We start from the raw sequence: 20,347 nt of genomic DNA, 5'->3' as shown, positions 1-20,347 counted from the left end.
GTCGACCTGCCGGTTCTTCGGGCTTGCTGACCTCGAACGCTGAGGATCTGCCCGACTTCACAGAAGTTGAGCCAGAACCTGAGAACGGGCTCTGGCTCAACTTCTGTGAAGCCGCGTCGGCCGGGCCCGTCCCTCACGTCAGAGCAAGCCGTCGACCTGCCGGTTCTTCGGGCTCGCTGACCTCGAACGCTGAGGATCTGCCCGACTTCACAGAAGTTGAGCCAGAACCTGAGAACGGGTTCTGGCACAACTTCCGTGGTGTCGCAGCGTTCCTTGGTGCCTGAGGCTGGCGGGCGCGGGGAACCGGCAGGTCAACGGCTTACCTTGAGATCCCGGGCCTTGACCCCGAGGAAGATCAAACCAGCATGTTGATCCTCTGCAAGCCCTTAGGGCAGAGCGGTCCTGTTCACGAATTCGAACCTGCTGACAGGCGCCGCACCGTCACTCGGCCTTGCTGAGGTACTCGGCCAGTCCCACGACGTCGATCCGCTCCTGGATGACGGGCATCGCCGAGGCGGCGAGGCCACCGCCGATGGCACCCAGGACGGCCATCGTGCTCCGGTCCCGATCCAAGGTGTCGAGCATCGAGGCGTAGGCGCCGAGTACGGCCCCGAGCATCACCTGGCCGCGCGGTGTATCGCCGATGCCGCCCCCCCGGACGATGCTTGCGATCGTGACGGCGACGGCAGAGGCACCATCACGATCGCGGATCCTGTCGCACTGCGCATCGACGTTGCTGTTCTCGAAGGCCAGCCGGGCGAGCTCACGGAGCTCCGCCACGTCCCCCTCGCTTAGGCCAGCTGTGGTCAGCCGGAGGAGGTGGTAGTGCAGTCTCGTCAACTGGAGGTCCTCGAAGACCATCCCCTGATCGAAACCGAACGCCTCACCCACGCGACGCGAGATGTCCTCAGCGCTGCTCGTAGACATGTGCCCATCCTTCGCTCGATGTCCGGGCCGTCCCATCGTGTGCGCCCCGGCCCCCTGCCATTGCAGCCGCCGATGGCTTTGCTGTCTCGGTCGCAGCACCGACCGGGCGACGCATGCACCCCGATTGGCAGAATGCCAGCACTCCCGCCTCGGTCAACGGTCTCCGATCGCCTACGAGAACGCCCTCCAACCAACAACGACTACCCTGGCCCTAGGGGGTGTCTTCAAAGCTGATCAAGTGATGAGAGATCATGTCGGCCATGGTGCGTCGTCATGAGCTCTCGGATGCCGAGTGGGCTGTGCTGTCACGGTTCCTGCCGAGTTCGGGGACCGCGGGCCGGCCCCGCGCGGACGACCGGTTGGTGCTGAACGGGATCGTGTGGAAGCTACGGACCGGCTCGGCCTGGCGGGACGTGCCCGAGCGGTACGGCTCCTGGCAGACCCTGTACACCCGGTTCCGCAGGTGGGCCCTGGACGGCACGTTCTCCCGGGTACTGCGGCAGGTCCAGGCGGAGAAGGACACGGCCGGGGACCTCGACTGGCTGGTCTCGGTCGACTCCACGATCGTGCGGGCCCACCAGCACGCCACCGGCGGCAAAAGGGGGCACGAGACGGGGACGAAGCGGGTGATCACGCCCTCGGCCGATCCCGTGGCGGACTGAGCACCAAGCTCCACCTGGCCTGCGACGGGCGAGGGCGCCCGCTCGGCTTCGTCCTCTCGGGCGGCAACGCGAACGACTGCACCCGGTTCGAAGCCGTCCTGGAGTCGATCCGCGTTCCCCGCAACGGGCCGGGCCGTCCGCGCACCCGGCCCGACCACGTCATCGCCGACAAGGGCTACAGCTCCCGGAAGATCCGCCGCTACCTGCGACGACGCGGCATCACCCACACGATCCCCGAACGCGTCGACCAGGCCCTCGGGCGCCTCAACCGGGGCTCGCACGGCGGCCGGCCACCCGCTTTCGACCGGCGGATCTACCGCCTCCGCAACGTAGTCGAACGCTGCTTCAACCGGTTGAAGCAATGGCGCGGCTTGGCCACCCGCTACGACAAAACCCGCGAGTCCTACCAGGCTGCCGTCACCATCGCCTCAATCCTGCTCTGGATCTGACCCCTTTGAAGACGATCTCTAGGGAAGACGAAGGGCCCGGCCGACTGGCCGGGCCCTTCTGCTACTCGAGAGTTGAGGAACACACAGCCGGTTAGGGGTAGGCGCGAAGGTGCGCCCAGGTCGTCGGGCCGACGATGCCGTCAGCGGTGATCCCCTCGGAACTCTGGAACCGCTTCACGGCGTATTCCGTGGCCGACCCGAACTGGCCGTCAATGCCGGTGGATCCCACGGAGTAGCCCCAGAAGATCAGCAGTGCCTGAATCTCTTTAACCTTCGCGCCCGAGTCGCCGCGGCTCGCGTAGGCGTTGCTGGTGTCGTAGCCGCAGTAGTACCCGAAGAAGGACGCGCGCCAGCATGTCGCCGATGCCGTGGCGGCGGAAGGTTCGACCGGCGCGGCCGTGGCGAGGCCGACCGCAGGTACCGAGACTGCGCCCACCAGGCCGAGCGTTACGGCCGTCTGTCGCCACTTCATCAGGGGGCTCCCTTAGATCGCAGGTTGTGGTGCGACCAACTGTGGAGAGGGCTAGCGAGGCGTGTCAGCTGGATCGAGGAGAAATGGCGGGATGCAGCGGACAGGTGCCCGATGAGAGCCTCTTGCGCGTCCGGACCCGTCACATGGTGGGCGGTTTACGTGGCGCAAGCGCCGCCGTCTGCGGCGGATCGGTTGTGCCGGAGAAGAGGCTGGCTACGGGAGGGGGAGGGGTGGCCGGGGACCGGTTCGCCGTCGGCTCCGCCGGAGGTGGGCCGGCGCCGTACTCCCGCCGTCGCGGATGCGGGCGCGTGAGGAGACCGCATCGCCGGCCGTGGTCGAGGGGGAGCAGCTGCTGCCGCGATGTGGCTGGGCCCGTCGTGGGCGCTCCGCTCAGCGCGGCGCCGTGGTCCCGACCCGTCCGGCCGAGGAGCAGTCGCCAATTGGCGACCACAGCCAGACAGCTGCCGAGCGGGTTGCCGTCGAGCCGATCGACCCACCTCCCGAATCGGCATATGCCACGTCAGGTGTTTCCTGACCAACTTGAATCCGTCAGGCTTAGCCTGACGTTATGAGTGATGAGGTGGCACACGACGCCTCCACCGACCGGTACGCCTACAGCCGCCGGGCCCTGAGCCGACTCGTTCTCTCCCACGAGCAGAGAGACCTTGCCGAGCGAGCTGCCGCCGGCGTCCCCACCGATGACGCGTTCGTCCGGGGAGGCGAGATGGTCGAAGAGGCGCAGACCCTGGTCGAGCTCGCCCAGGGAGTGCTCCGCTGGGCCGTGATCCACGAACGGCAGAAGGGCACGAGCTGGGAGGAGATCGGGGAACGGTTGGGTGGCATCACCCGCCAGTCGGCCCACGAGCGTTACAAGGAGGCCGTGGAGGAGTGGCAGCTCTCCCTGGTGGAGCCGTTCTATCCCGCACCGGACGGTGGGTACCGCGCACTGCGCATTCATGAGGCCGCCTACCAGCCGACGCAGACGGGCCGCCAGTTGGACGAGTGGGCACGGGCCCACCTGCCCGGCTACCGCGACGACCCCCACCCCGTGAGCGGCCACCTCTCCCCCCTGTCGACAGCGGAGGAGATGGTGCAGGTTCTCGACGCGATCGAACACCTTCAGCCGACGACCGGTCCCGCGGAACGAGCCGCCGTCTACGAGCGCAAGGCCAGCTTGCTGGAGCGCATCGCTGCCGAAGACGGAAACCCCAAGGCCGCCGAACAGGCTGCAGAGGTCCGCGCGCGCATTGCCCAACTCCGCGCCCAGGCCGACAGCAGCTGACCGCCGCGGTCGCCAATTGGCGACCGGCCACCGCACAGCAGGAACGGGCCCTCAGACGAGGGCCCGTTTCTATAATCTCCGCAGCTCAGACCGGGTAACAGTCGCCGGGACTGTTACCCGGCCCCGCGCGGCAGGGCACGCCGCAGGCCGTGAGGGGTGAGGGGGCCTATCTCCACTTACTGGGTTGAAGACCTTCGGCCAGTGAAACCCTGGGCTGCCTTCGCGAGTAGACCATTCGACCACGTCGCTAGCGCCTTGATCAGCGACAACGTGTTCCTCTGCTTGTGATCAGCCATCCATGGCCACGTCATCCAGGCAGGCAGCAGGCCCACGGTGACAATCAGCAGCGGCACCATGCCCACGAGGGCGCACAACACCAGGCACAGGGGAATGATCGTGCGAGACGAGATCCACGAGAAGATGTCTTGAAGCATCGTGAAGGCACCATCCGTTGCCATAAGGCACACCTCGCAGCGGCTGTCGCCGCGAGACGGAATTGGCACCTCCAACATCACATCACCAGCTGATGGCAATGGCAGGGGGTTGCCGGAGCTTCACAGGGCCGTATCCCTCAGCTCCTCTGCAGGTGCGCGAGCATCCGACTCGCGCACCAGCAGGATACCCACCAGCAGGGGTCTAAACCACCGTTGTTCGCCTCCGAACCGCTCCAGAAGCGCTGCCTCCAGGATGACTCACATGTCCCCTAACGGGTGGGCAGGCCCAGGTTCTCCAGGGAGATGCCCGCAGCCCACCGCTGCAGCTGGCGGCCGTCGACCAGGTGCACCCCACCCTGCCGGGAGGCCCACAGGACATCCGTGCGGCTGTACGCCCCGCGACTTACGACCACCCGGGTCAGCTGGTCGACGCCCGGACGGCCGACCTCCCGAAGGGGAGCGGGTCCTGCGGGGGCGTTACCCGTCGGCGCCTCGTCCGCCGGGCGGAACGCAACGTCGAGCTGCCGCCCGCCACGGTCGCGCGCGTACAGGCGCGGCCGCCCCTCGTCCGGCATGGAGATGACGTGCCAGCCGTCACGGCGCAGCATCCGCTCGACGGCCACGACCAGGGCGTGCTCCCCGAGCACCGACAGCTCCGCCGGGGTGTAGATGCCGCCCCGCCGGCGGACCGACGCTCGGTGCCAGAGCCTCCCCACCACGGCGACGGCCGCGAGCAGGGCGACGCCGAGCACCAGGCCGCCGACGCCGAGCGTCCGGTACAGCCAGAGGAGGAGGGAGACCGACCCCACTACCGCGAGGGCGAGGGCGGCGAAAGGCAGCGCGACGTCACGCAGTTCCGGGCCGTAGCGGCCCTGGGCTCTCAGCTCCGCGACCGCGCGCTGTCTCCGGGAGCGGCGCGATCCGGGCACTGGAGGGCGCCTCCACCAGAAGGCGGGAGGGCGTAAGCGCCGGACAAGCGGTGAACCCAGCCTCCGCCACAGAATCAATGGCGCCATTCCCTACCCCCACGGTCTGTACATGTCCTGTAGAGATACCCGCTCGCCCGACTATTCCGCCAGGCCGGACGGGCGCCTATCAGACGACAGCAGACCTAACTGGCCGTCGTTGGAACCTGAGTTCCAGCGACGGCCGCCGTCGCCCCAGCCGGGCCCCGCTGCCGGACCTGGTTGCCGCTGGAGCCGGCACCGATCACCACGACGGTGCAGACCAGGACGACGGTGGCGAGCTTGACGGCGTCCGCGGCCGACCGGGCCTCGTTCCGGCAGGGGCCTTCAGGGACGGTCTGCATCTGTCCTCATGGCCACTCGTCTTGGACGACGAAGCCACCCACCTGTGCGATGAGGGGCGGCCTGTACGAAGAAACGTGCAGAACGTCTGTTACCCGGCATGGTCACGCGGCTGGCGGAGCGCGCCAGGCGGTGCGGCCGATGGTGCGCCGGAGGGTGCAAGGGCTTGTCGTTGATCACTGGACGGGTGGGTGTAGCGCGCAGTGAATGTCAGGGCCACGTCTGTGGCATATGCGTGCCGGATACAGGCGAGAGTCACTGAAATGTCCATAGCTGGTAACGGCGCATAGCGGGCATTCCGGCGGGCTGGGCGGGGCGGCAGAGTTCGGGTCCTCGGCCCAGCACCGGACCGGGAACCCGCACCGCTCCCACAGCCGACATCGGCTGGCGGAGCACTGTTCTTGAGGAGTCATCACCCATGTCTGTTTCTTCGTCCGCCCGCCGTATCGCCGCGACCGTCCTCGCGGCCGGCGCCATGGTCTCGATCGTCGCCCTGCCGGCCTCCGCCCACGACGACGACCGCTACCGCACCCCGAAGGTGGAGATCAGCGCCGTCCAGGCCGACAGCCCCGGACGCGACACCCGCTCCAACCGGTCGCTGAACGGCGAATGGGTCGAGATCACCAACAACTCCCGCCACGCGGTCGACCTGGACGGCTGGACCCTGAAGGACGAGGACGGCCACCGCTACCGCTTCAACGACGTCCGCCTCGCCGGCCGCTCCACCATCCGCATCCACACCGGCGAGGGCCGCGACACCCGCACCGACCTCTACCAGGACCGCCGCGACTACGTCTGGGACAACCACTCCGACACCGCGACCCTGCGCGACGACCACGGCCGCATCGTCGACACCGAGTCCTGGGGCGGCCGCCACCACCACCGCCACCACTGATCCCCGCCGCCCCGGATCGGGGCCGGGGCGCTGACATACGTGTGCCGGGCAGGACGGGGCCTGCCCGGCACACGCGCGCCTGCATGCTTCCGGTCACCGGCGTCCCGCGAGCCGCTGGTCGGCGTATGACCCGCTGCCCGTGGACACGGCGGCCGGGTCGGCGAGCTCAGTCAGCGCGTGCACCGCGGCGTCCATCCGGTCCGGGGAGTCCACGCCCGGGATCCACGTGACGAGCTGGCCCTCTGATTTCTACTCTTGGTACGAGTCCCGCTGGTCAGGCCCCTGCGGGGCGTAGCCCCGTGGACGGGCGTAGCCCTTCAACCTCAGGCAGTAGCGCGCTCGAGGTCGAAGGCGGCTCCGCCGCATCCGACAACACCAAGCCCGCCACGCCCCCCAAGGCCCGGCACAGCCGCAGCGATCTCCAGACCGTCGACCAGGTCCTCGCCTTCCTGCAGCCCGACATCCCCCGCGACAAGGTCCGCCTCCCCGTCGTCGCCGACGCGATCCTGTCCGCGATGAACAAGGACTGCCGCAGCGTCGAGGAGATGGGCCAGCGGATCAATGCACGGTGGGCCGACCACGGCTTCGCCGAGAAGGCCGCCATGGGAACGCTCGAGAACCCTGTGGGCGCCGTGATCGCCATGGTCCGGCCGCTGCGCCGCGGTGACCGGTACGCCTGCGCCGACATCCGCTGCGAGGACGGCCGCAACCTCGACACGGGCGAGACCTGCCGACTGTGCGAGGTCCGGGCCGCCGACTGGAAGGCCGCGCAGCAGCGGAAGAGGGAGACCGTCGGCGGACAGCAGAACGGGAACCTCGCTGCCCGCGATGCCGTCGCAGCGGGCCGTAGGAGTCCCTGCACGGCCGGTCATGGAGGACTGCTCGGGCCCGTACTGCACCCGGTCGATCCCGGCTGGCACAGGCCCGCTGTGCGGCGACTGCATCGAGCAGCAGGAAGCCGAAGCCGTGGGCGCCGCTCTGGCCGCCCAGTGGGAGGCCGAAGAGATCTACGCGGCCGAGCAGGCAGCTGCCGGCGCCCGGCGCGTAGCCGAACTGAAGCAGGAGGACGCCGAGCGTGCCACCCGCGCGGAAGCTGAGGCTGCGGAACGGGCAGCTGCCGATGAGGAGCGACGTCGGCTGGCCGCCGAGGAGGACGCTCGACTCCGCGCCGAGTTCGCCCGGCAGAACCCCGACCTCGCCGCCTTCAGCAGCCAGGGGCCGGCCCCGTTCTGACGCTTGGGGGCGGGTTTCATTCGGAACCCGCCCCCAAGGCCACCAAGCCCGCGAAGATGGCACTCACGCCCACTAACACCTCGTAGAAGGAGCCCTATGTCCGTCGACCAGGACACCCCTCATAGCAACGACGACGGCTACCTGTCCCTGCATAACGGCTGGTTCGCCAGCGGCTGGCCCAGCTACCTCCCGCAGCACCAGTCGATGGCGCTGTCCATGCTCTTCGGCACGGCTTCGGTTCGGGAGCTTCGAGGCACCGTTGATGAAGTCCTGGCGCAGATCTTCAGGGACGGCGAGTACGGCGCCTTCTTCGGGAAGGCCAGCGACTTTCTTGACTCGCCAGTGCTGTGGACAGACCCGGACGAGCTTGACTACGCCGAGACCGAGGAGGAGAAGGCGCAGCTCCGCGTCGAGGCCGAGGAGCATCAGGCCCGGTGCGAGGGACTACTCCGGGCTGCTGGCATCCCCGTCCCGACCACGATCCGCGAGCTCGTCGACACCATGGTCGCCCTCGGTATCGCCAGCCAGCCGAACGGCGTCTGGACCATGCCCAATCCCCTCCCGGGCCCGGAATCCGTTCTGCCGCTGTCGGACGAAGAGCGGGCCAGGATCGCGGACAGTCGGCGGATCTGGGAAGGCGGACCGGCCGAGCAGGCCCTGATCGACTACCTCGAGAAGATCCTGCACCAACCGGAGGAGGTCTTCACGTCCGTCGACCGGCTGGCCAAGTCCATCAACCTCAGCGAGGGCGACGCCCGTCACGCCCTGGGCCGGCTGTTCCGAGAAGGTGAGGCACGGTTCGAGCGCGGAGCTGAACGAGCGCAGACCCTTCTCGAGGACCTCAAGGACCACGAGCGCTTCCACCTGGTGCTGGACTGGCAGCACTTCAACGAGCACCGCATCACCATCATGCGAGGATGATTTTGATTGCTGCCCGGGGAAGGGCACGACCACCCGAGGGGACCATGACCGACATCCCTGCTCTCGCTCGACACCTGCTGGGTTCCCTGCCTGCCGACGAACGAGCAGAACTCCTTGAACGCCTTGCCCTGCCCAACCGTGAGGAAGCAGGCCCCCTCCCGCTTCAAGCAGCTGGCATCGTGTGCGCGGCCGCGCTGCGCGGAGTCAACCGGGCTGTCAACAGCCGCAACACTCCGAGCGCCGAAGACCTCGACCAGCTCGGCGAAGTGCTCCACTAGGGCGTGTTGTGAAAGTGCTGGTCACAGCCATTCGTTGATGGCTGCGACCAGTACGGTCGCTTCGTAGCGGACGGCGAGTTTGTCGTACCGGGTGGCGACGGCCCGGTGGCGCTTGAGCCGGTTGATCCCGCACTCGACCGCGTGCCGCTGCTTGTAGTCGTCCTTGTTGAACTTCGGCGGGCGGCCGCCGCGCGAGCCGCGCTTCAGCCGGTTGCGCACCCGGTCCGCAGGCACCGGAATCGTTGCCTTGATTCCGCGTCTGCGCAGGTAGGAGCGGTTGCTCCGGGAGTCGTACGCCTTGTCGGCCCGCACCCGGTCCGGACGCTTGCGCGGCCTGCCGAGCCCGACCCGGGGCACCCGGATCGCCTCCAGGACCGGCTCGAACTGCGGGGAATCGCCGCGCTGCCCGGCCGTGATCACCACCGACAGGGGCTTCTGCCCCTGCTCGACCGCGAGGTGGATCTTGCTGGTCAGGCCGCCACGGGAGCGTCCGAGGCCGTGGTCGGCCGGCTCGACGAAGACACCGCCGGGCGGCTCCTTTTGGAGGTCCCCCTTTTCGCAGCCCCGGCGGCGTGCTGGTGGGCCCGGCAGACGGTGGAGTCGACGTTCACGTCCCAGGTGATCAGGCCCTTCGCGTCCGCTTCGGCCTGGAGCCGGGTGAGGATCCGGGCCCAGGTCCCATCCCGCTGCCAGCGGCGGAAGAGATCGTAGACCCGGTCCCACGGCCCGTAACGTTCGGGCACGTCCCGCCAGGGGGCGCCGGTCCGGGTCCGCCACCGTATGCCGTCTATCAGCTGCCGCCGCGTCCACACCTGCGGCCGGCCCGGCTTGATGCCCATCGGCAGCAAGGGCTCAAGCCGGGCCCACTGGCCGTTCGTCAGATCACCACGTCCCACGACAAGTGATCATCAACGAACAAGATCCACTTTCGCAACAGACCCTAGGCGTTCGACTCGTTTTCAAGTGCCCTCGAGATTGCAGCGGTCTATGCCGATGGGGGCCCGGGACATGGTCCTGCGAGCGGATGGTGGAGGTCTTCCTTCGACGCGCTGAACCTGCGGGACCATCTCGGCCAGGCGGTTCGAGAGGGCTATGTCTGGCGTGACGTCCCCAGCTACAGGAATGCCGACGCTGCTGCACCCCACCAGCCTGGCAACGACCAGACGGCCTCAGATCAGGCGCTGGCGGGTGTTCCCGAGCAGCGCGTGCATCCTTGTGCCCCGTGCCAGGACTGCGGCGAGTGCTCCTGCGAGTACATCAAGGGTCTCTGCCGAGGTTGCGCCGATGTGCGCAGCGCTCGGGAGCACGCTGTCGCTGACATCGCCCGATGGAAGAAGGAGCTGAGCGAAGGCAAGACCTACGCCATCGGGTCAGGAGGAGCACGGCTGCACCGCTGGGACTGCGTCACCCTTTCCACCCCCGAGAAGGGCCTGGAGGCGCTCGAGGCCCAGGTGAAGGAAGCCGCAGAGAGCGGGGAGCCGCGGCACGTGTCCTGGTCTCGGCTGCCGGCGCTGTTCACTGCGGAGGAACTGCGCAGGAAGGGCAGCAGGAAGCGGAGCTGCGGTATCTGTGGGCCGGACCCGCTGTAGCTCACGTGAAGAGCGTGGAGGTGGTGGGCTCGGCTGTGTGAGCGGAGACCACCACCGTGCAGGGCAGGGCCCGTCACCGACTGGTGGTGGGCCTGTGGTTGTCAGGCCTCGTTGAGAGCCTGGCGTACGGCTCTGACGTAGACCGCGCGGGATTCCAGAACCAGGGAAATGTCAGCCTGGTTTGTTGCGAAGTCGTTGGTAGCGGACAGGAAGTTCGCCGCGGAGACGACGAGATCGACTGGCCCTTCAATCTCAACCAGCCCATAAGCAGTCAGCATGCGCGTGCCGTCTTCCTCTGCTTTGGTCTCGCGCCACTCGTCACCCAGGGACAGGAATTCCGCGTACGCCCGGCGTCGGCGCTCCTCCGTGCGAGCTCGCCGCTGCTCGTTCAGTGTCGCCTGGACGGTCGATATCAGGGCGGCCGCCTGTGCCTGCCCCGCAGCCTCCGCCGCGGTGGCCTGGCGGTGGCCGGCCTTCCACGCGAACCAGCCCGTCACGATGCTGCCCAAGATGGCCGACCCGGCGGCGATCAGGGCGATCCCCCACTCACTCATGCGGGGGATCCTGCCACGCGGTTACATGAGCATGTTGCCGATCTTGGACTGGAGGTTGTGAGGGCCAGGCCAGCGGTTCCACGGGTCTCATCAGCCAGAGGGTGGTCCGTCGGCTGCCTGCTCGTCGCGGGCGGACACCGCCGCTTCGCTCTCAGTCTTGGCCGCGGAGGGAGTGAGAACGGTGTCTTGTCGGTCGCCAATCAGGGTGTCGTAGGCAATCTGAAGAAGTTCATGGCTTTTGAGGTCTGGCTGCTCAGCCTGGGCGCGACGGATCTGGGTTTCGACGCGTTCGAATTCGGCGGGCGCCATCACGTTGCTCAGATTGGCGAGAAGCAAGCTGAGGAACTCGGGACCGTTTCCCTCCACGGCTTCGAGACGGAGGAGGAGTCCGCCCAAGGGGTGAGAGTCGGAGGTGCGGTCGCTCAGTTCTGCCGCCATCCTCACCTGGTCGAAGGCGGTTCCCGTGAGCTCTGCGGTCCGTTGGCCCATGTACATGGTGACCCTCTGGTAGATCGACCTGGCCTGAGCCTGGAGATCGTCTAGATCGGCCTGCTGCATCTGCGGCTGTGTTCTCTGGTGGAAGGCTTCGCGGAAGAGCTGCGAGACCTCCGCCAGTTCGTCGGCAAACGGACGCGGGGCGGAGGACGGTTCGGCCGGGCTCCACGACTGTGGCGTGGTCACGGCCAGCGCAGTGGTCGACTGGGGGAGCCGGTGGGCCGGTATGCGGTAGAGGGCAGAGACGAACTCTCCATACGCCGATTCCAACTGGTCGGCGTACCGTCGGGCCTCCTCGAGACGGCCGTTCTGAAGGTCCGCAGCCATGTACTGGGCAGCAGTCAGCCACCCCCTTGCGGCGACCCTGGCCGTCGCGATGGTTTCCAGAGTGCGGCCCTGTTCTGCCTGCTCTGCTGCTGTCCGCGCGGCCGTAGCGTCATCTCGGCCCTTCGCCCGCTGTACCAGAAAGGCGCCAGCGGCGCCCAAGCCTGCGCCGCCGAGGCCGCTGACCGTTGCGAGGATCGTCTCCAACATCGCCATCGCGTGATCGTCCACCGCGCCCCCAGCAGTCACAACGCCCCGTCCGGAATCTGGCCGAGACCGTGCGGCCTGGCGGATTCCGCCCTCAGCCCCTGAGACTGCGGTCCCGACATGGCCGATCCGGCGGCGATCAGGGCGATCCCTCACTCACTCATGTCGGTGATCCTGCCACCGCGAAACCGTGCCGGAGCCTCCGAGACGAGGGTCTGTCTTGTGGGCTGTCCTCATCCTGCATATGCCAGGGATTGAAGGGGGTACGGCGGTGGACTGGATGCTCGCGGTATCAGAGCAGGCGGACACGCCCTCGTGGTGGACGTTTGCGGCCTGGGGAGGCTTGGGTGCCTTCTTGGGGGCAGGGCTGAGCTCCTTTGTCGCGTGGAAGGTCCTGCAGGACAACCGTGCGGCCCGGGTCCGAGCAGAGGAACAAACGGCCACTGGCACGATCGTCAGGGCGCTGATTCAGGCCCGCCAGGACTCTCGGGGCGACGACGACCTGGACTGGCCCAACCACGCGCTCAAGCTGCTGGGGAAGTGGAGGGCGCCCTCCTTGCTTTGAGAAGTGAGGCATTGCGGACCCGCATCAGCAACTCGATCGACCTCATCATCTGGGGGGCCGGTGACAGCTACGTACTGGGCAGGACGCAGATGAACAGGAGGGAGATGGTCTACGAGGCCTACATGGACGCGGTGAACTGCCTTGGGGCGAATCTTCGGGACGAGGAGCTTCCGGAACCCAGGAAGACCTGGAGTGACGCGGTAGCTGAGCAGAAGTGGGTTGAAGAAAACATTCGGCAAGCCGAGGGCCGAGAGTAGGACCCGTCCCCAGCGAAGGCCTGCTGCGCTAGCCTCAGGGGCGTACCCGACCAACGAGGGGGCCGCCGTGGCGCACCTGACCTTCGACGAGGCCGAGCAGCGCGAGTTGCGTGATGCCGCCCGGACCGAGTTCCCCGGGAACCCGGCGCTCGCCTACGTCCTCGAGAACCTCGCCGCCGAAGGCATCGACCTCGACCGGTGCCGCGACTGGGACGACATCCGAGCCGAGCAGGGCCTGCCCGAGCACGATGGTGGGGCGCAGGGTGTCGCCTAAGCACAACCGCGGGGGCCGCTGGCCCCGGATCGTGTTCATCGAGCCAGCCGAGACCCAGGTCCGCGTCCTGACCGTCGCGCAGACCGCCCGCCTCGACGAGGCTCTGAACATGATCGCGGCCGCTCCGACCGACGTGAAGCCGCACGCCACCGCGTCGGCGCTGCGGGACTATCAGCACGAGGGCATCCGCGTGATCTTCTACGCGACTGCCCTCGGCAGCATCCTCATCGTCACCTACGTCGAAGCTGACTGAGCACGCGTTCGTCATCCGCCCGCGCCGCGGTCACCCCTCCGCGTGGCTGTACCGCCCTTACGAGGGACGAGCCGTCAGGCCCGCCCCGGGTGGCCCGCTACGGTGAGCCGTGGGTGGGTGTGTCGACTGGTCGTTGGTGTGCCGCCTGTGTGTCCCGGCTCCCGGTGACCTCGGGTGGCGGGGCACAGTGCGCTCCTTGGGGCCGCGTGTCCGGCGGTGGTGTTCTACCGGGCGGCTGGGCTGCTGGCGTCGGTGGCGACGTCGTCGCAGGCGGGGTCGGGGTGCGGGGCGATCTGGTGGTCGATGGCGCGGGTCCAGCGGGCGGTGGCCGCGGTGAGGTCGTTGTCGGCGTCGGTGGCGAACCAGACCCATCCGTCGCCATAGGCCGGGTCGGGGACGGTGCCGACGATGTAGCGGTGGCCGGGCTCAAGGGGCAGGTAGGCAGGCTTCGTCTTCGCGTATCCGCCGCCGGCCTGCCGGAGAACGGACTGGCCGATCGTCATGGTCGCCGGTGGGGTGCCCTTGAATGGTTCGACGACGGTGACCTTCGACAGCAGGGCTCCGCCAGGAGCTTCGCCTTCCTCGCGGTACTCCGCGGTGCGGTCGACGGTGACCAGAGCGATCGTCTGGGCGTAGCCAGCCTTGTCCTCGTCGGTATCGGTGGCGGGCAGGCACATGCCGTGCGCGGTTGATGGGGGTGCGCTGTCGGCGGGAGTGTCGAGAGTGGTGTACCAGGCGGCGCCGGCGGTGGTGAGAACCGCGGCGGCGGCCAGGACGGTCAGGGTGGTCCGCTTGTGCTTCACACTCAGCCCCACATCTTCTTGTAATTGGCCTTGTCGACGTTGGTCGGGCCGGTGACCGGGGGGTTGGCCACGTTTCTCCACATCAGGGAGAAGACGTTGTTGGTCTTGTGGCACAGGCCGAGTGCGTGCCCGAGTTCGTGTGCGGCGACAGACTGCTGGAAGCCGAGCTTGCTCATCTCGCCGGGCGGGTCCAGGTACTGCTTGTTGAGGTAGAGGTAGTCAGTCGCAGCGATCGCCCCGCGGTGGTGGTAGTAGCCGCCGTGCCCGTCCTTCTTCTTGTAGTCCCGCCATTCCAGGTCGTTGACCGTGGTGGCGGAGTCCGGACGCATCTTGACCTTCGACAGCGGGCCGGCCTGCCACACCTTGTGCGCGTGCTTGCGCAGGGCGTCGTACTTGCTTGCCTCGGTGTAGCGGATCTCGCCGTCGTCGACGGCCGACTCGCTGCGGCCTTCGGTCTCGCCGCGGACACAGGGCGCCGCCTGGACGGGCGCGCGGGCAGGGACCGGGGCGGCGTAGGAGACCGTCACGGTGGTCAGGGCAGTCAGGGTTGCGCAGGTAAGCGCCGACAGACAGCGCCATGGGGTCATCGGCAGCGGGGTTCCCTTGCGGCAGGTGAGTGAACGGTAGAGGGGCCGGTCCCGCGTTCATCGCAGGACCGGCCAGGTGTCACCCGAGCGGTGAGCGGCGCGCGGAGGCATCAACGGCGCGTCCGGGGGAGCTGGCGGCGGAGGTCAGCGCAGGCGCAGTGTCACTTCGGCGACGTTCTGGTTGTCGAAGGTGACACTGAACGTCTCCCGCGTACCGGATCCGCAGGCCTCGAACTCCCGGGTTTGGCCCGCGGCCGGGTCGATGCGGACAACGGCGCACTTGCCGTCCCTACGAGTGTCGTCGACCCAGCCGTAGACCTTCACGTCGCCCATGTCGCAGGCGAGAGTCCACTGCGCGTGGGCGCCGTCGATTCGGGGGGAGCGGCTAGAGGGGCAGCGGTCCGCACTCGCTGTCGCGCCGGTGGCGACGACGAGGCCGGCGGCAAGGACGCAGCTGAAGGTGGCGGAGGCCAGGGCCTTAGGGAGCTTGAGCATGGGTCTCTCCTTGCGAGGCTGTGGTTCGGGGGCGCGAGCGTGCCGGGGGATGGGCGGGTCAGGGAGCGGTCGTGTAGTGGACGACGGTGTTCTCGCACGCCTCGGCGTACACGCTCAGGGCGTCGGCCTCGGCCTGGTCCGCGGCCAGGCCCCAGCGCAGCTTCGTCGCGGTCCACTCTCCGATGTAGCGGCAGTGCGCGTCCGGAAGCGGCGGCATCCAGGTCGACGGGTCCTGGTCGGCCTTGCTGCGGTTGGTACGGGCGGTGACGGCGACCAGACTGGTGGGGGAGTCCTGGTCGTTGGCGTACGCCTCCCGACGCTTCGCGTCCCAGGCCGAGGCGCCGGAGTCCCATGCCTCGGCGAGCGGGACCATGTGGTCGATGTCGAGCTTGGCGGGGTCGTTGACTTCCTGCCCGTCGTAGTACGAGATCCACTCGCCTCCGGACAGCTTGCAGCCGGCGGCCACGGTCGGCGCCTCGACCGCCTCGGCCTGCAAGACCTCGTTGCGCGAGTTGCAACCGTCGGCCAGATCCAGGCCGGCGTTCCAGTGCTTGAAAGCGGTGCGGGTATAGCCCTCGCGCGATTCATCGGCGACGGGGAGCCGACGGACCGCATCCACCAGAGTGCGCACGGTCGCGGCCCGAGCAGCAGCAGGAGCAGGCGCGGGCGCGGCGGTGGCCGGGGCGGGAAGGGAGAACGGGGCGAGAAGCAGAGTGAGGGCGGCGGTGCGCACCAGTTTCTTGATCACGAACGACAGGGATAACGGGTCCAGCGGCGCTGACGTGCACGGATCCGAGGTTCGTCCTCCCTTTGGGGGACGAAGTTCACCGGGGAAACGGTCCTCCGGACGCTCGGGCGGACCGGCTCCTTTGGTTCTCTCGAAGCCCGGGGAGTCTCAGTCTCGTACGATCATGGCTGGGCGGAGCTGTAGCGCAGAGGTGGACGCGCGCGGTCTCCAAAATCGCGAGGACGCCGGTTCAAATCCGGCCGGCTCCGCCCGCCTGAAAGTCCCGGGCGAGCCGACGTCGGGGAGGCAGCCGACCCACCCTCGCGCGGAATGACACACAGGCGGGCGGTCCTTCGGTCCCTCCTGAAGGTCAGCAAAGACCTGCCGGGACGGGCGGGCTGGCGAGTCCTGTCGGCAAGGAATCGGGACCCGCCCCCGGCAGTAATGGTGATGCAGCCCGCGGCGCTTTCCCGCACGGCAAGGCGCCCGGCCGGTCCAAGCCCCTCGTTCCCAGGTCTGCAGGAGCCTCCTGCCCCAGCGGCGCGAGGCTCCTCTGGCGGATGACCGCGGAGGCACCATGCGCCTTCGGGCGTGACGCATGGCGCCCATGAGGGCGAACCGTTCAGAAATGATCAGCCCTATCGTCATTCCGGACAGTTTCGGTTTTCTCCGGTCCCGGCAGGAGAACAGGGCAGGCTCGACCGTCAAGAGGGCGAAGGCGCATCCCACGCGCCTCTGATACCTCAGATGGAGAGCGACTCCCATGATGTCGTCCTTGGACTGGGCCGGGCTCGCCCCGGCCATCGCGGCTGCCGTGCAGACGGCGGCCGCCGTGGTGCAGGTGTACTGGGACCGGCGACAGCGCGGTGCCCGGATGACGCAGCACCCTGTCTTCGGCGAACCTGTGCCCGCCCGCATCGAGCGTTCGGTGCATGGCTCCTGTTTCGTTCATGTCGAGATCGACATGACCCAGGTCTCGCGCACTGCGGTGTCGGTGATTGTGCGGGTGGGCGAGGCCGACGGCATGGATCACGCGCTGCCGTCAGCGAAGGAGCACCGCCCGTGGTAGCGGATGACCAGGCCCCGGGTGCGGCCCGTCCGGTCGTCGACGCGGACCTGCTCCAGCGGCTGCGGGACTGCTACGAGACGTTCATGGAGGCGGAGCCACGGATCCTGCGCAGGAAGACCAACCGCCGGCTCTCGTACCAGGCATGCCAGGACGTCGCCCACGAGGCGTACCTGAAAGTGGCGAGGAAGGTCATGAGCGGCCAACTCGGCCCCGAGGTACAGCTGTCTGCCTACCTGCGCAGAACGTCGCGGAACCTGGCGATCGACACGCTGCGGGTGCAGACGCGTCTCGAACCACTGGATGACACCGGACTCGTCCCGGCGGTCCCCAGCCAGCGGCAGCCCGCCGACGACTTCGATCCGCTCGAGGAACTGGTCGTCCCCACGATCGATGCCATGCCGCTGAGCCGTCCCCGCAAGGTGGTCCAGCTGCAGAGCCAGGGCCTGACCGACACACAGATCTCCAAGATCCTGGGCATAGGCGCGGACCGCGTTCACCGGGACCGGTACATGGCCGTGATCGAGCTGCGCGGAAAGCTCGGCGACTACATCCGAGACGGGCACCGGAAAAAGAAGACACGACGCGTGGAGAAGAAAGGTCGAGGGCTGTGAGCCGCTTCAACCAGGACAGCGGCGGCCGCCCGGCGCCGGAAGCCGGGGCTGCGCTCCTGACACTCATGAACCAGCTCACCGGACCACCGGACTTCTGGGACCGCCCAGACGGCGACTTCGGACCACTGACCCACCTGTACAAGCAGGACGTAGAGGGACGGGAGCGAGCAAACGCTCACTACCGGCTCGGATCGAAAGCATTGCGCCGTGGCGAACTGTCCACCGCGGCCGACTGGCTGGGCACAGCGGCCTCGGCCGGACACCCAGGAGCGCTGCTCCGTCTCGCTGTGGTCGTGCTGCGGGCCAATGCCTGCTGGACAGACGACGCATGGTTCCTCGTCGAGGAGGCCGCTCGGCACGGACACGGCGACGCCGAACGCCTGCTCGACGCAGCCGCCGGCCGCACGCCCGGCCCCGGTGCCCTGTCGCAGACCGAGGACACCTCCTTCTTCGAGGAGCTGCGACGCCTGCTCGGCATCCCCCTTCAGCTCCTGCAGCCCGACCCGTACCCTGCTCCATTCCATCCCGACCGCCACCCCAGCACCGCTCCCGAGGCATCCCGAGCCGCTGATCCAGAAGGAGAGGAAAGGCAGCCGGGACAGACCGGACTCGTCCTCGTCCCCGCCCCCACGCTGCCCAAGCAGTACGGCCCTGCCCCGCGTCCCCGCACACTGCCGGACACGGACCGGCCCCGGCTGACCGCGCTGGCCGGCGGGCTGACCCTACCCGTACCCGACCTGAGCCCGACCGTCCCCGTGCGCCCCTTTGTCGTCCACGGTTCCGTCGACCTCCGGGGCGAGCCTTGGTGGTCCGCCAGGGCCCTGCGGCCAGCTGTCCTCACCGACATGGCACGCCACAGCACCACCCCCGCCGTAGTCCCTGCCCGATGGCAGGCCACTCAGCGAGCACGCGACGTGCTCCTGCTCATCCACGACGCCGACGGCATCGACACCCGCGCTCTCGCCCGACGGTCCCAGATGCCCATGAACCAGATTGTCCGGCTGCTGGACTGGCTCCGTGGGGAACAGTTCGTCGACACCGTCGGCGGCGCTCACTTCCCCGGGCCGCTGATGAAACTGGCCACCGCATCAGAGCAGGAGCACACGCTCCTTCAGGACACACTCGCATCCCTCCGCGACGAACTCAGTGCGGCGGTCTACGTCAGCACCTACACCGAAGGAGAGATCACGGTCCGCGAGTCCTCTTCCAGCCAGACCGCTCCACCCGTCGAAGAGGTCGCCCCGTTCAGCGTCACCGGACACGCGAGCGCCAACGGCAAGAGCCTCTTGGCCCAACTCGACTTCGCCTCCCGCATGGACCATCTCTCCCGCTACCCCTCGGTCCAGCTCACCGGCCGGACCATCACCAGCCGGCACACACTGATCGAGGAACTGGACGGACCGGGACCACACTCGGCCCAGTTCGACCTGCTCGAATACTCGGAGAAGGCACTCTGCGTGGCCTTCTCTCTCGGCCTGCCCCGCAGGGCCTCCAGCATTGCCCTGTCCCTGCCCGTCCATCAGCACCTACGCCTCATCGATGCCGCTCGTACTCTGAGCCGGCGCGCCACCGGCATCCTCCTTGCCCACCTCCTCTCCGAAGACATGCAGCAGAGCACCGATCACCACGAAGGAAATGCATGGCCCCCCACAGCACCTGAACCCCGGCGTGCCCTGCCATAGAAAGCCGGGTCGCAGGCCAATACACCCGAGGGCGCCACCCAGTGAGCCTCTTTCATCCTGGACAGTTGCAGTTCAGCAGCGTGTGCACGGCCTGAACGATGGTGCTGATGCGGCGGGTGGAGCATCTGGCTCGCCGGAGCAGTCGCCATGACTTCAGCTGTGCGAAGGCGCGTTCTCCGGGCGCTCGAAGTCGGGCGTGGTCGCGGTTGAACTGCTGGTAGTACTCGGGCTGTTCGCGGTGGCGATAGTACGGGGTGCGGACGGTGGCGCCGGCACCTTGGTAGGCGCGGTCGGCGAGGACGAGGATCTGCCTGGTGAGGCAGGCCTGGACGATGCCGTGGGCTCGGGCCGCGGTCAGGCCATGGGTGCGTCCTGGCGTGGCCCGGGAGAACCAGAGCGGTGTGCCGTCCGGTCGGGCGATGACCCGGACGTTCATGCCGTGCTGCTTGTGCTTCTGGGAGTAGTACGGCTCGTCCGCCTTGATGCGGTCGGTGGGGATCAGGGTGCCGTCAACAAGGACGAAGTCGTCCTCGCCCAGGCCGGTCAGGGCCTCGCGCAGGCCCGGTGCCCACGCCGCGAGGACATCCAGGGTCTCGTCGACGTAGCGCCAGGCCGTCGCGGTTGAGACGCCGAAGCCGGCCGCGAGCTGAGCGAACGTCTCGTTCTTCCGCAGGTGCGCCAGAACTAGAAGCGCCTGTTTGAAACAACCAAGCAGTCTCCACGGCGAGTTCAGTTCACGCCTTCGGGCGTAGATGAGCCAGGAGACATGCTCGACGAGCTCGTACGAGACGTCGAGCATGGAAGGATACGGAACCAACAGGGCCCCTCGGTCGCCGGTGTGATGAGTGAGATCACCACGCAAACGACCAGGGGCCCAGCCCTGTCACGCCCTCGCCCACCAGGCCATTTCACCCTCCCGGCAGAGGTTGAAAAAGGTTCAGTAACCCCAACCACCCTCGTTACACCGTTCGATTGACAGACCCGCTCGGCGCATA

The 20,347-nt window shown here is 68.0% G+C and carries 25 protein-coding genes, 1 tRNA gene, 1 pseudogene and 1 riboswitch; of the genes and pseudogenes, 14 read left to right on the top strand and 13 right to left on the bottom strand.

What is annotated here, in order from left to right; translation table 11 throughout:
- Nucleotides 1-441 precede the first annotated feature (441 nt).
- Entirely contained in the window at nt 442-927 is a 486-nt protein-coding gene (locus BLW86_RS39975; RefSeq protein ID WP_093879220.1) for a hypothetical protein, read from the bottom strand.
- Between the two features lie 260 nt (nt 928-1,187).
- Here BLW86_RS39975 and BLW86_RS39970 point away from each other — a divergent pair.
- Nucleotides 1,188-2,038 (top strand): IS5 family transposase gene (locus BLW86_RS39970; protein ID WP_371129694.1). Its coding sequence is split into 2 segments (ribosomal slippage): nt 1,188-1,539 and nt 1,539-2,038, totalling 852 coding nucleotides; the frame shifts between segments, so codons are not numbered across the junction.
- 91 nt (nt 2,039-2,129) lie between these two features.
- On the opposite strand, the gene BLW86_RS39965 is transcribed toward BLW86_RS39970, so the two are convergent.
- Entirely contained in the window at nt 2,130-2,510 is a 381-nt protein-coding gene (locus BLW86_RS39965; protein ID WP_093879219.1) for a peptidoglycan-binding domain-containing protein, read from the bottom strand.
- A gap of 568 nt (nt 2,511-3,078) precedes the next feature.
- On the opposite strand from BLW86_RS39965, the gene BLW86_RS39960 reads away from it, so the two are divergent.
- On the top strand, nt 3,079-3,792 hold the full coding sequence (locus BLW86_RS39960) for a hypothetical protein (RefSeq protein ID WP_093879218.1): 714 nt from the start codon (nt 3,079-3,081) through the stop codon (nt 3,790-3,792).
- 462 nt (nt 3,793-4,254) lie between these two features.
- A riboswitch (SAM riboswitch) is annotated at nt 4,255-4,383 on the bottom strand.
- A 112-nt stretch (nt 4,384-4,495) separates the two neighbouring features.
- Here BLW86_RS39960 and BLW86_RS39950 read toward each other — a convergent pair.
- Both BLW86_RS39950 and BLW86_RS39945 read right to left on the bottom strand, forming a co-directional pair.
- Nucleotides 4,496-5,155, bottom strand: a complete 660-nt coding sequence (locus BLW86_RS39950; RefSeq protein ID WP_256341777.1) for a hypothetical protein — start codon at nt 5,153-5,155, stop codon at nt 4,496-4,498.
- 182 nt (nt 5,156-5,337) lie between these two features.
- Nucleotides 5,338-5,535 (bottom strand): hypothetical protein, encoded by a 198-nt coding sequence (locus BLW86_RS39945; RefSeq protein ID WP_093879216.1) that lies wholly within the window; start codon nt 5,533-5,535, stop codon nt 5,338-5,340.
- 416 nt (nt 5,536-5,951) lie between these two features.
- Between BLW86_RS39945 and BLW86_RS39940 the strand changes: the two genes are divergently transcribed.
- Nucleotides 5,952-6,428, top strand: coding sequence for a lamin tail domain-containing protein (locus tag BLW86_RS39940; RefSeq protein ID WP_177181993.1), 477 nt, complete (start codon nt 5,952-5,954; stop codon nt 6,426-6,428).
- Between the two features lie 323 nt (nt 6,429-6,751).
- On the opposite strand, the gene BLW86_RS39935 is transcribed toward BLW86_RS39940, so the two are convergent.
- Nucleotides 6,752-7,300 carry a hypothetical protein gene (locus tag BLW86_RS39935; RefSeq protein WP_143060362.1) on the bottom strand — a complete coding sequence of 183 codons (549 nt, stop codon included), beginning with the start codon at nt 7,298-7,300 and terminating at the stop codon, nt 6,752-6,754.
- On the opposite strand from BLW86_RS39935, the gene BLW86_RS39930 reads away from it, so the two are divergent.
- The 3 genes from BLW86_RS39930 to BLW86_RS41710 all read left to right on the top strand — a co-directional run bounded on the left by BLW86_RS39930 (nt 7,299) and on the right by BLW86_RS41710 (nt 8,860).
- On the top strand, nt 7,299-7,661 hold the full coding sequence (locus tag BLW86_RS39930; RefSeq protein ID WP_093879214.1) for a hypothetical protein: 363 nt from the start codon (nt 7,299-7,301) through the stop codon (nt 7,659-7,661). The two genes, BLW86_RS39935 and BLW86_RS39930, sit on opposite strands and share 2 nt — an antisense overlap.
- A 96-nt stretch (nt 7,662-7,757) precedes the next feature.
- Complete coding sequence (locus tag BLW86_RS39925; protein WP_093879213.1) at nt 7,758-8,582, top strand: DUF6042 family protein; 825 nt, start codon at nt 7,758-7,760, stop codon at nt 8,580-8,582.
- 44 nt (nt 8,583-8,626) lie between these two features.
- Entirely contained in the window at nt 8,627-8,860 is a 234-nt protein-coding gene (locus BLW86_RS41710; protein WP_143060361.1) for a hypothetical protein, read from the top strand.
- A 21-nt stretch (nt 8,861-8,881) separates the two neighbouring features.
- Here the strand turns inward: BLW86_RS41710 and BLW86_RS39920 are convergent.
- Nucleotides 8,882-9,756 (bottom strand): IS5 family transposase gene (locus BLW86_RS39920; RefSeq protein ID WP_256341125.1). Its coding sequence is split into 2 segments (ribosomal slippage): nt 8,882-9,363 and nt 9,363-9,756, totalling 876 coding nucleotides; the frame shifts between segments, so codons are not numbered across the junction.
- Between the two features lie 390 nt (nt 9,757-10,146).
- Between BLW86_RS39920 and BLW86_RS39915 the strand changes: the two genes are divergently transcribed.
- Nucleotides 10,147-10,449: a hypothetical protein gene (locus tag BLW86_RS39915; protein WP_093879212.1), complete on the top strand. Its 303-nt coding sequence runs from the start codon at nt 10,147-10,149 to the stop codon at nt 10,447-10,449.
- A 101-nt stretch (nt 10,450-10,550) separates the two neighbouring features.
- On the opposite strand, the gene BLW86_RS39910 is transcribed toward BLW86_RS39915, so the two are convergent.
- A complete protein-coding gene (locus BLW86_RS39910) occupies nt 10,551-11,003 on the bottom strand; it encodes a hypothetical protein (RefSeq protein WP_093879211.1) in 453 nt (150 codons plus the stop codon).
- Nucleotides 11,004-11,093: 90 nt separating this feature from the next.
- Complete coding sequence (locus BLW86_RS39905; RefSeq protein ID WP_143060360.1) at nt 11,094-12,038, bottom strand: hypothetical protein; 945 nt, start codon at nt 12,036-12,038, stop codon at nt 11,094-11,096.
- A gap of 567 nt (nt 12,039-12,605) precedes the next feature.
- Between BLW86_RS39905 and BLW86_RS39895 the strand changes: the two genes are divergently transcribed.
- From BLW86_RS39895 to BLW86_RS39885, 3 genes are all read left to right on the top strand, one after another.
- A complete protein-coding gene (locus tag BLW86_RS39895; protein WP_143060359.1) occupies nt 12,606-12,851 on the top strand; it encodes a hypothetical protein in 246 nt (81 codons plus the stop codon).
- 67 nt (nt 12,852-12,918) lie between these two features.
- Entirely contained in the window at nt 12,919-13,125 is a 207-nt protein-coding gene (locus BLW86_RS39890) for a hypothetical protein (protein ID WP_093879207.1), read from the top strand.
- Nucleotides 13,126-13,156: 31 nt separating this feature from the next.
- Nucleotides 13,157-13,378: a hypothetical protein gene (locus tag BLW86_RS39885; protein ID WP_093879206.1), complete on the top strand. Its 222-nt coding sequence runs from the start codon at nt 13,157-13,159 to the stop codon at nt 13,376-13,378.
- Between the two features lie 224 nt (nt 13,379-13,602).
- On the opposite strand, the gene BLW86_RS39880 is transcribed toward BLW86_RS39885, so the two are convergent.
- From BLW86_RS39880 to BLW86_RS39865, 4 genes are all read right to left on the bottom strand, one after another.
- On the bottom strand, nt 13,603-14,181 hold the full coding sequence (locus tag BLW86_RS39880; RefSeq protein WP_093879205.1) for a hypothetical protein: 579 nt from the start codon (nt 14,179-14,181) through the stop codon (nt 13,603-13,605).
- A 2-nt stretch (nt 14,182-14,183) separates the two neighbouring features.
- A complete protein-coding gene (locus BLW86_RS39875; RefSeq protein ID WP_093879204.1) occupies nt 14,184-14,708 on the bottom strand; it encodes a matrixin family metalloprotease in 525 nt (174 codons plus the stop codon).
- 204 nt (nt 14,709-14,912) lie between these two features.
- A complete protein-coding gene (locus BLW86_RS39870) occupies nt 14,913-15,263 on the bottom strand; it encodes a hypothetical protein (protein WP_093879203.1) in 351 nt (116 codons plus the stop codon).
- Nucleotides 15,264-15,321: 58 nt separating this feature from the next.
- Nucleotides 15,322-16,011 (bottom strand): HNH endonuclease family protein, encoded by a 690-nt coding sequence (locus BLW86_RS39865; RefSeq protein WP_093879202.1) that lies wholly within the window; start codon nt 16,009-16,011, stop codon nt 15,322-15,324.
- 173 nt (nt 16,012-16,184) lie between these two features.
- Here BLW86_RS39865 and BLW86_RS39860 point away from each other — a divergent pair.
- The 4 genes from BLW86_RS39860 (at nt 16,185) to BLW86_RS39845 (ending at nt 19,352) form a co-directional block, all read left to right on the top strand.
- Nucleotides 16,185-16,259 (top strand) — tRNA-Trp (locus tag BLW86_RS39860).
- 506 nt (nt 16,260-16,765) lie between these two features.
- Nucleotides 16,766-17,059: a hypothetical protein gene (locus tag BLW86_RS42485; protein ID WP_177181992.1), complete on the top strand. Its 294-nt coding sequence runs from the start codon at nt 16,766-16,768 to the stop codon at nt 17,057-17,059.
- Nucleotides 17,053-17,670, top strand: coding sequence for an RNA polymerase sigma factor (locus tag BLW86_RS42480; RefSeq protein ID WP_256341775.1), 618 nt, complete (start codon nt 17,053-17,055; stop codon nt 17,668-17,670). Before BLW86_RS42485 ends, BLW86_RS42480 begins: the two co-directional genes overlap by 7 nt.
- Nucleotides 17,667-19,352, top strand: a complete 1,686-nt coding sequence (locus BLW86_RS39845) for an IclR family transcriptional regulator domain-containing protein (protein WP_093879200.1) — start codon at nt 17,667-17,669, stop codon at nt 19,350-19,352. Before BLW86_RS42480 ends, BLW86_RS39845 begins: the two co-directional genes overlap by 4 nt.
- A 52-nt stretch (nt 19,353-19,404) precedes the next feature.
- On the opposite strand, the pseudogene BLW86_RS39840 reads toward BLW86_RS39845, so the two are convergent.
- A pseudogene (locus tag BLW86_RS39840) lies at nt 19,405-20,210 on the bottom strand (transposase family protein).
- Nucleotides 20,211-20,347 lie beyond the last annotated feature (137 nt).

This window comes from Streptomyces sp. TLI_105 (assembly GCF_900105415.1).
In the GTDB taxonomy this organism is placed as follows: Bacteria; Actinomycetota; Actinomycetes; order Streptomycetales; family Streptomycetaceae; genus Streptomyces.
The sequence above is the reverse complement of the archived record's forward strand: the minus strand, read 5'-3'. Positions and strand labels throughout refer to the sequence as shown.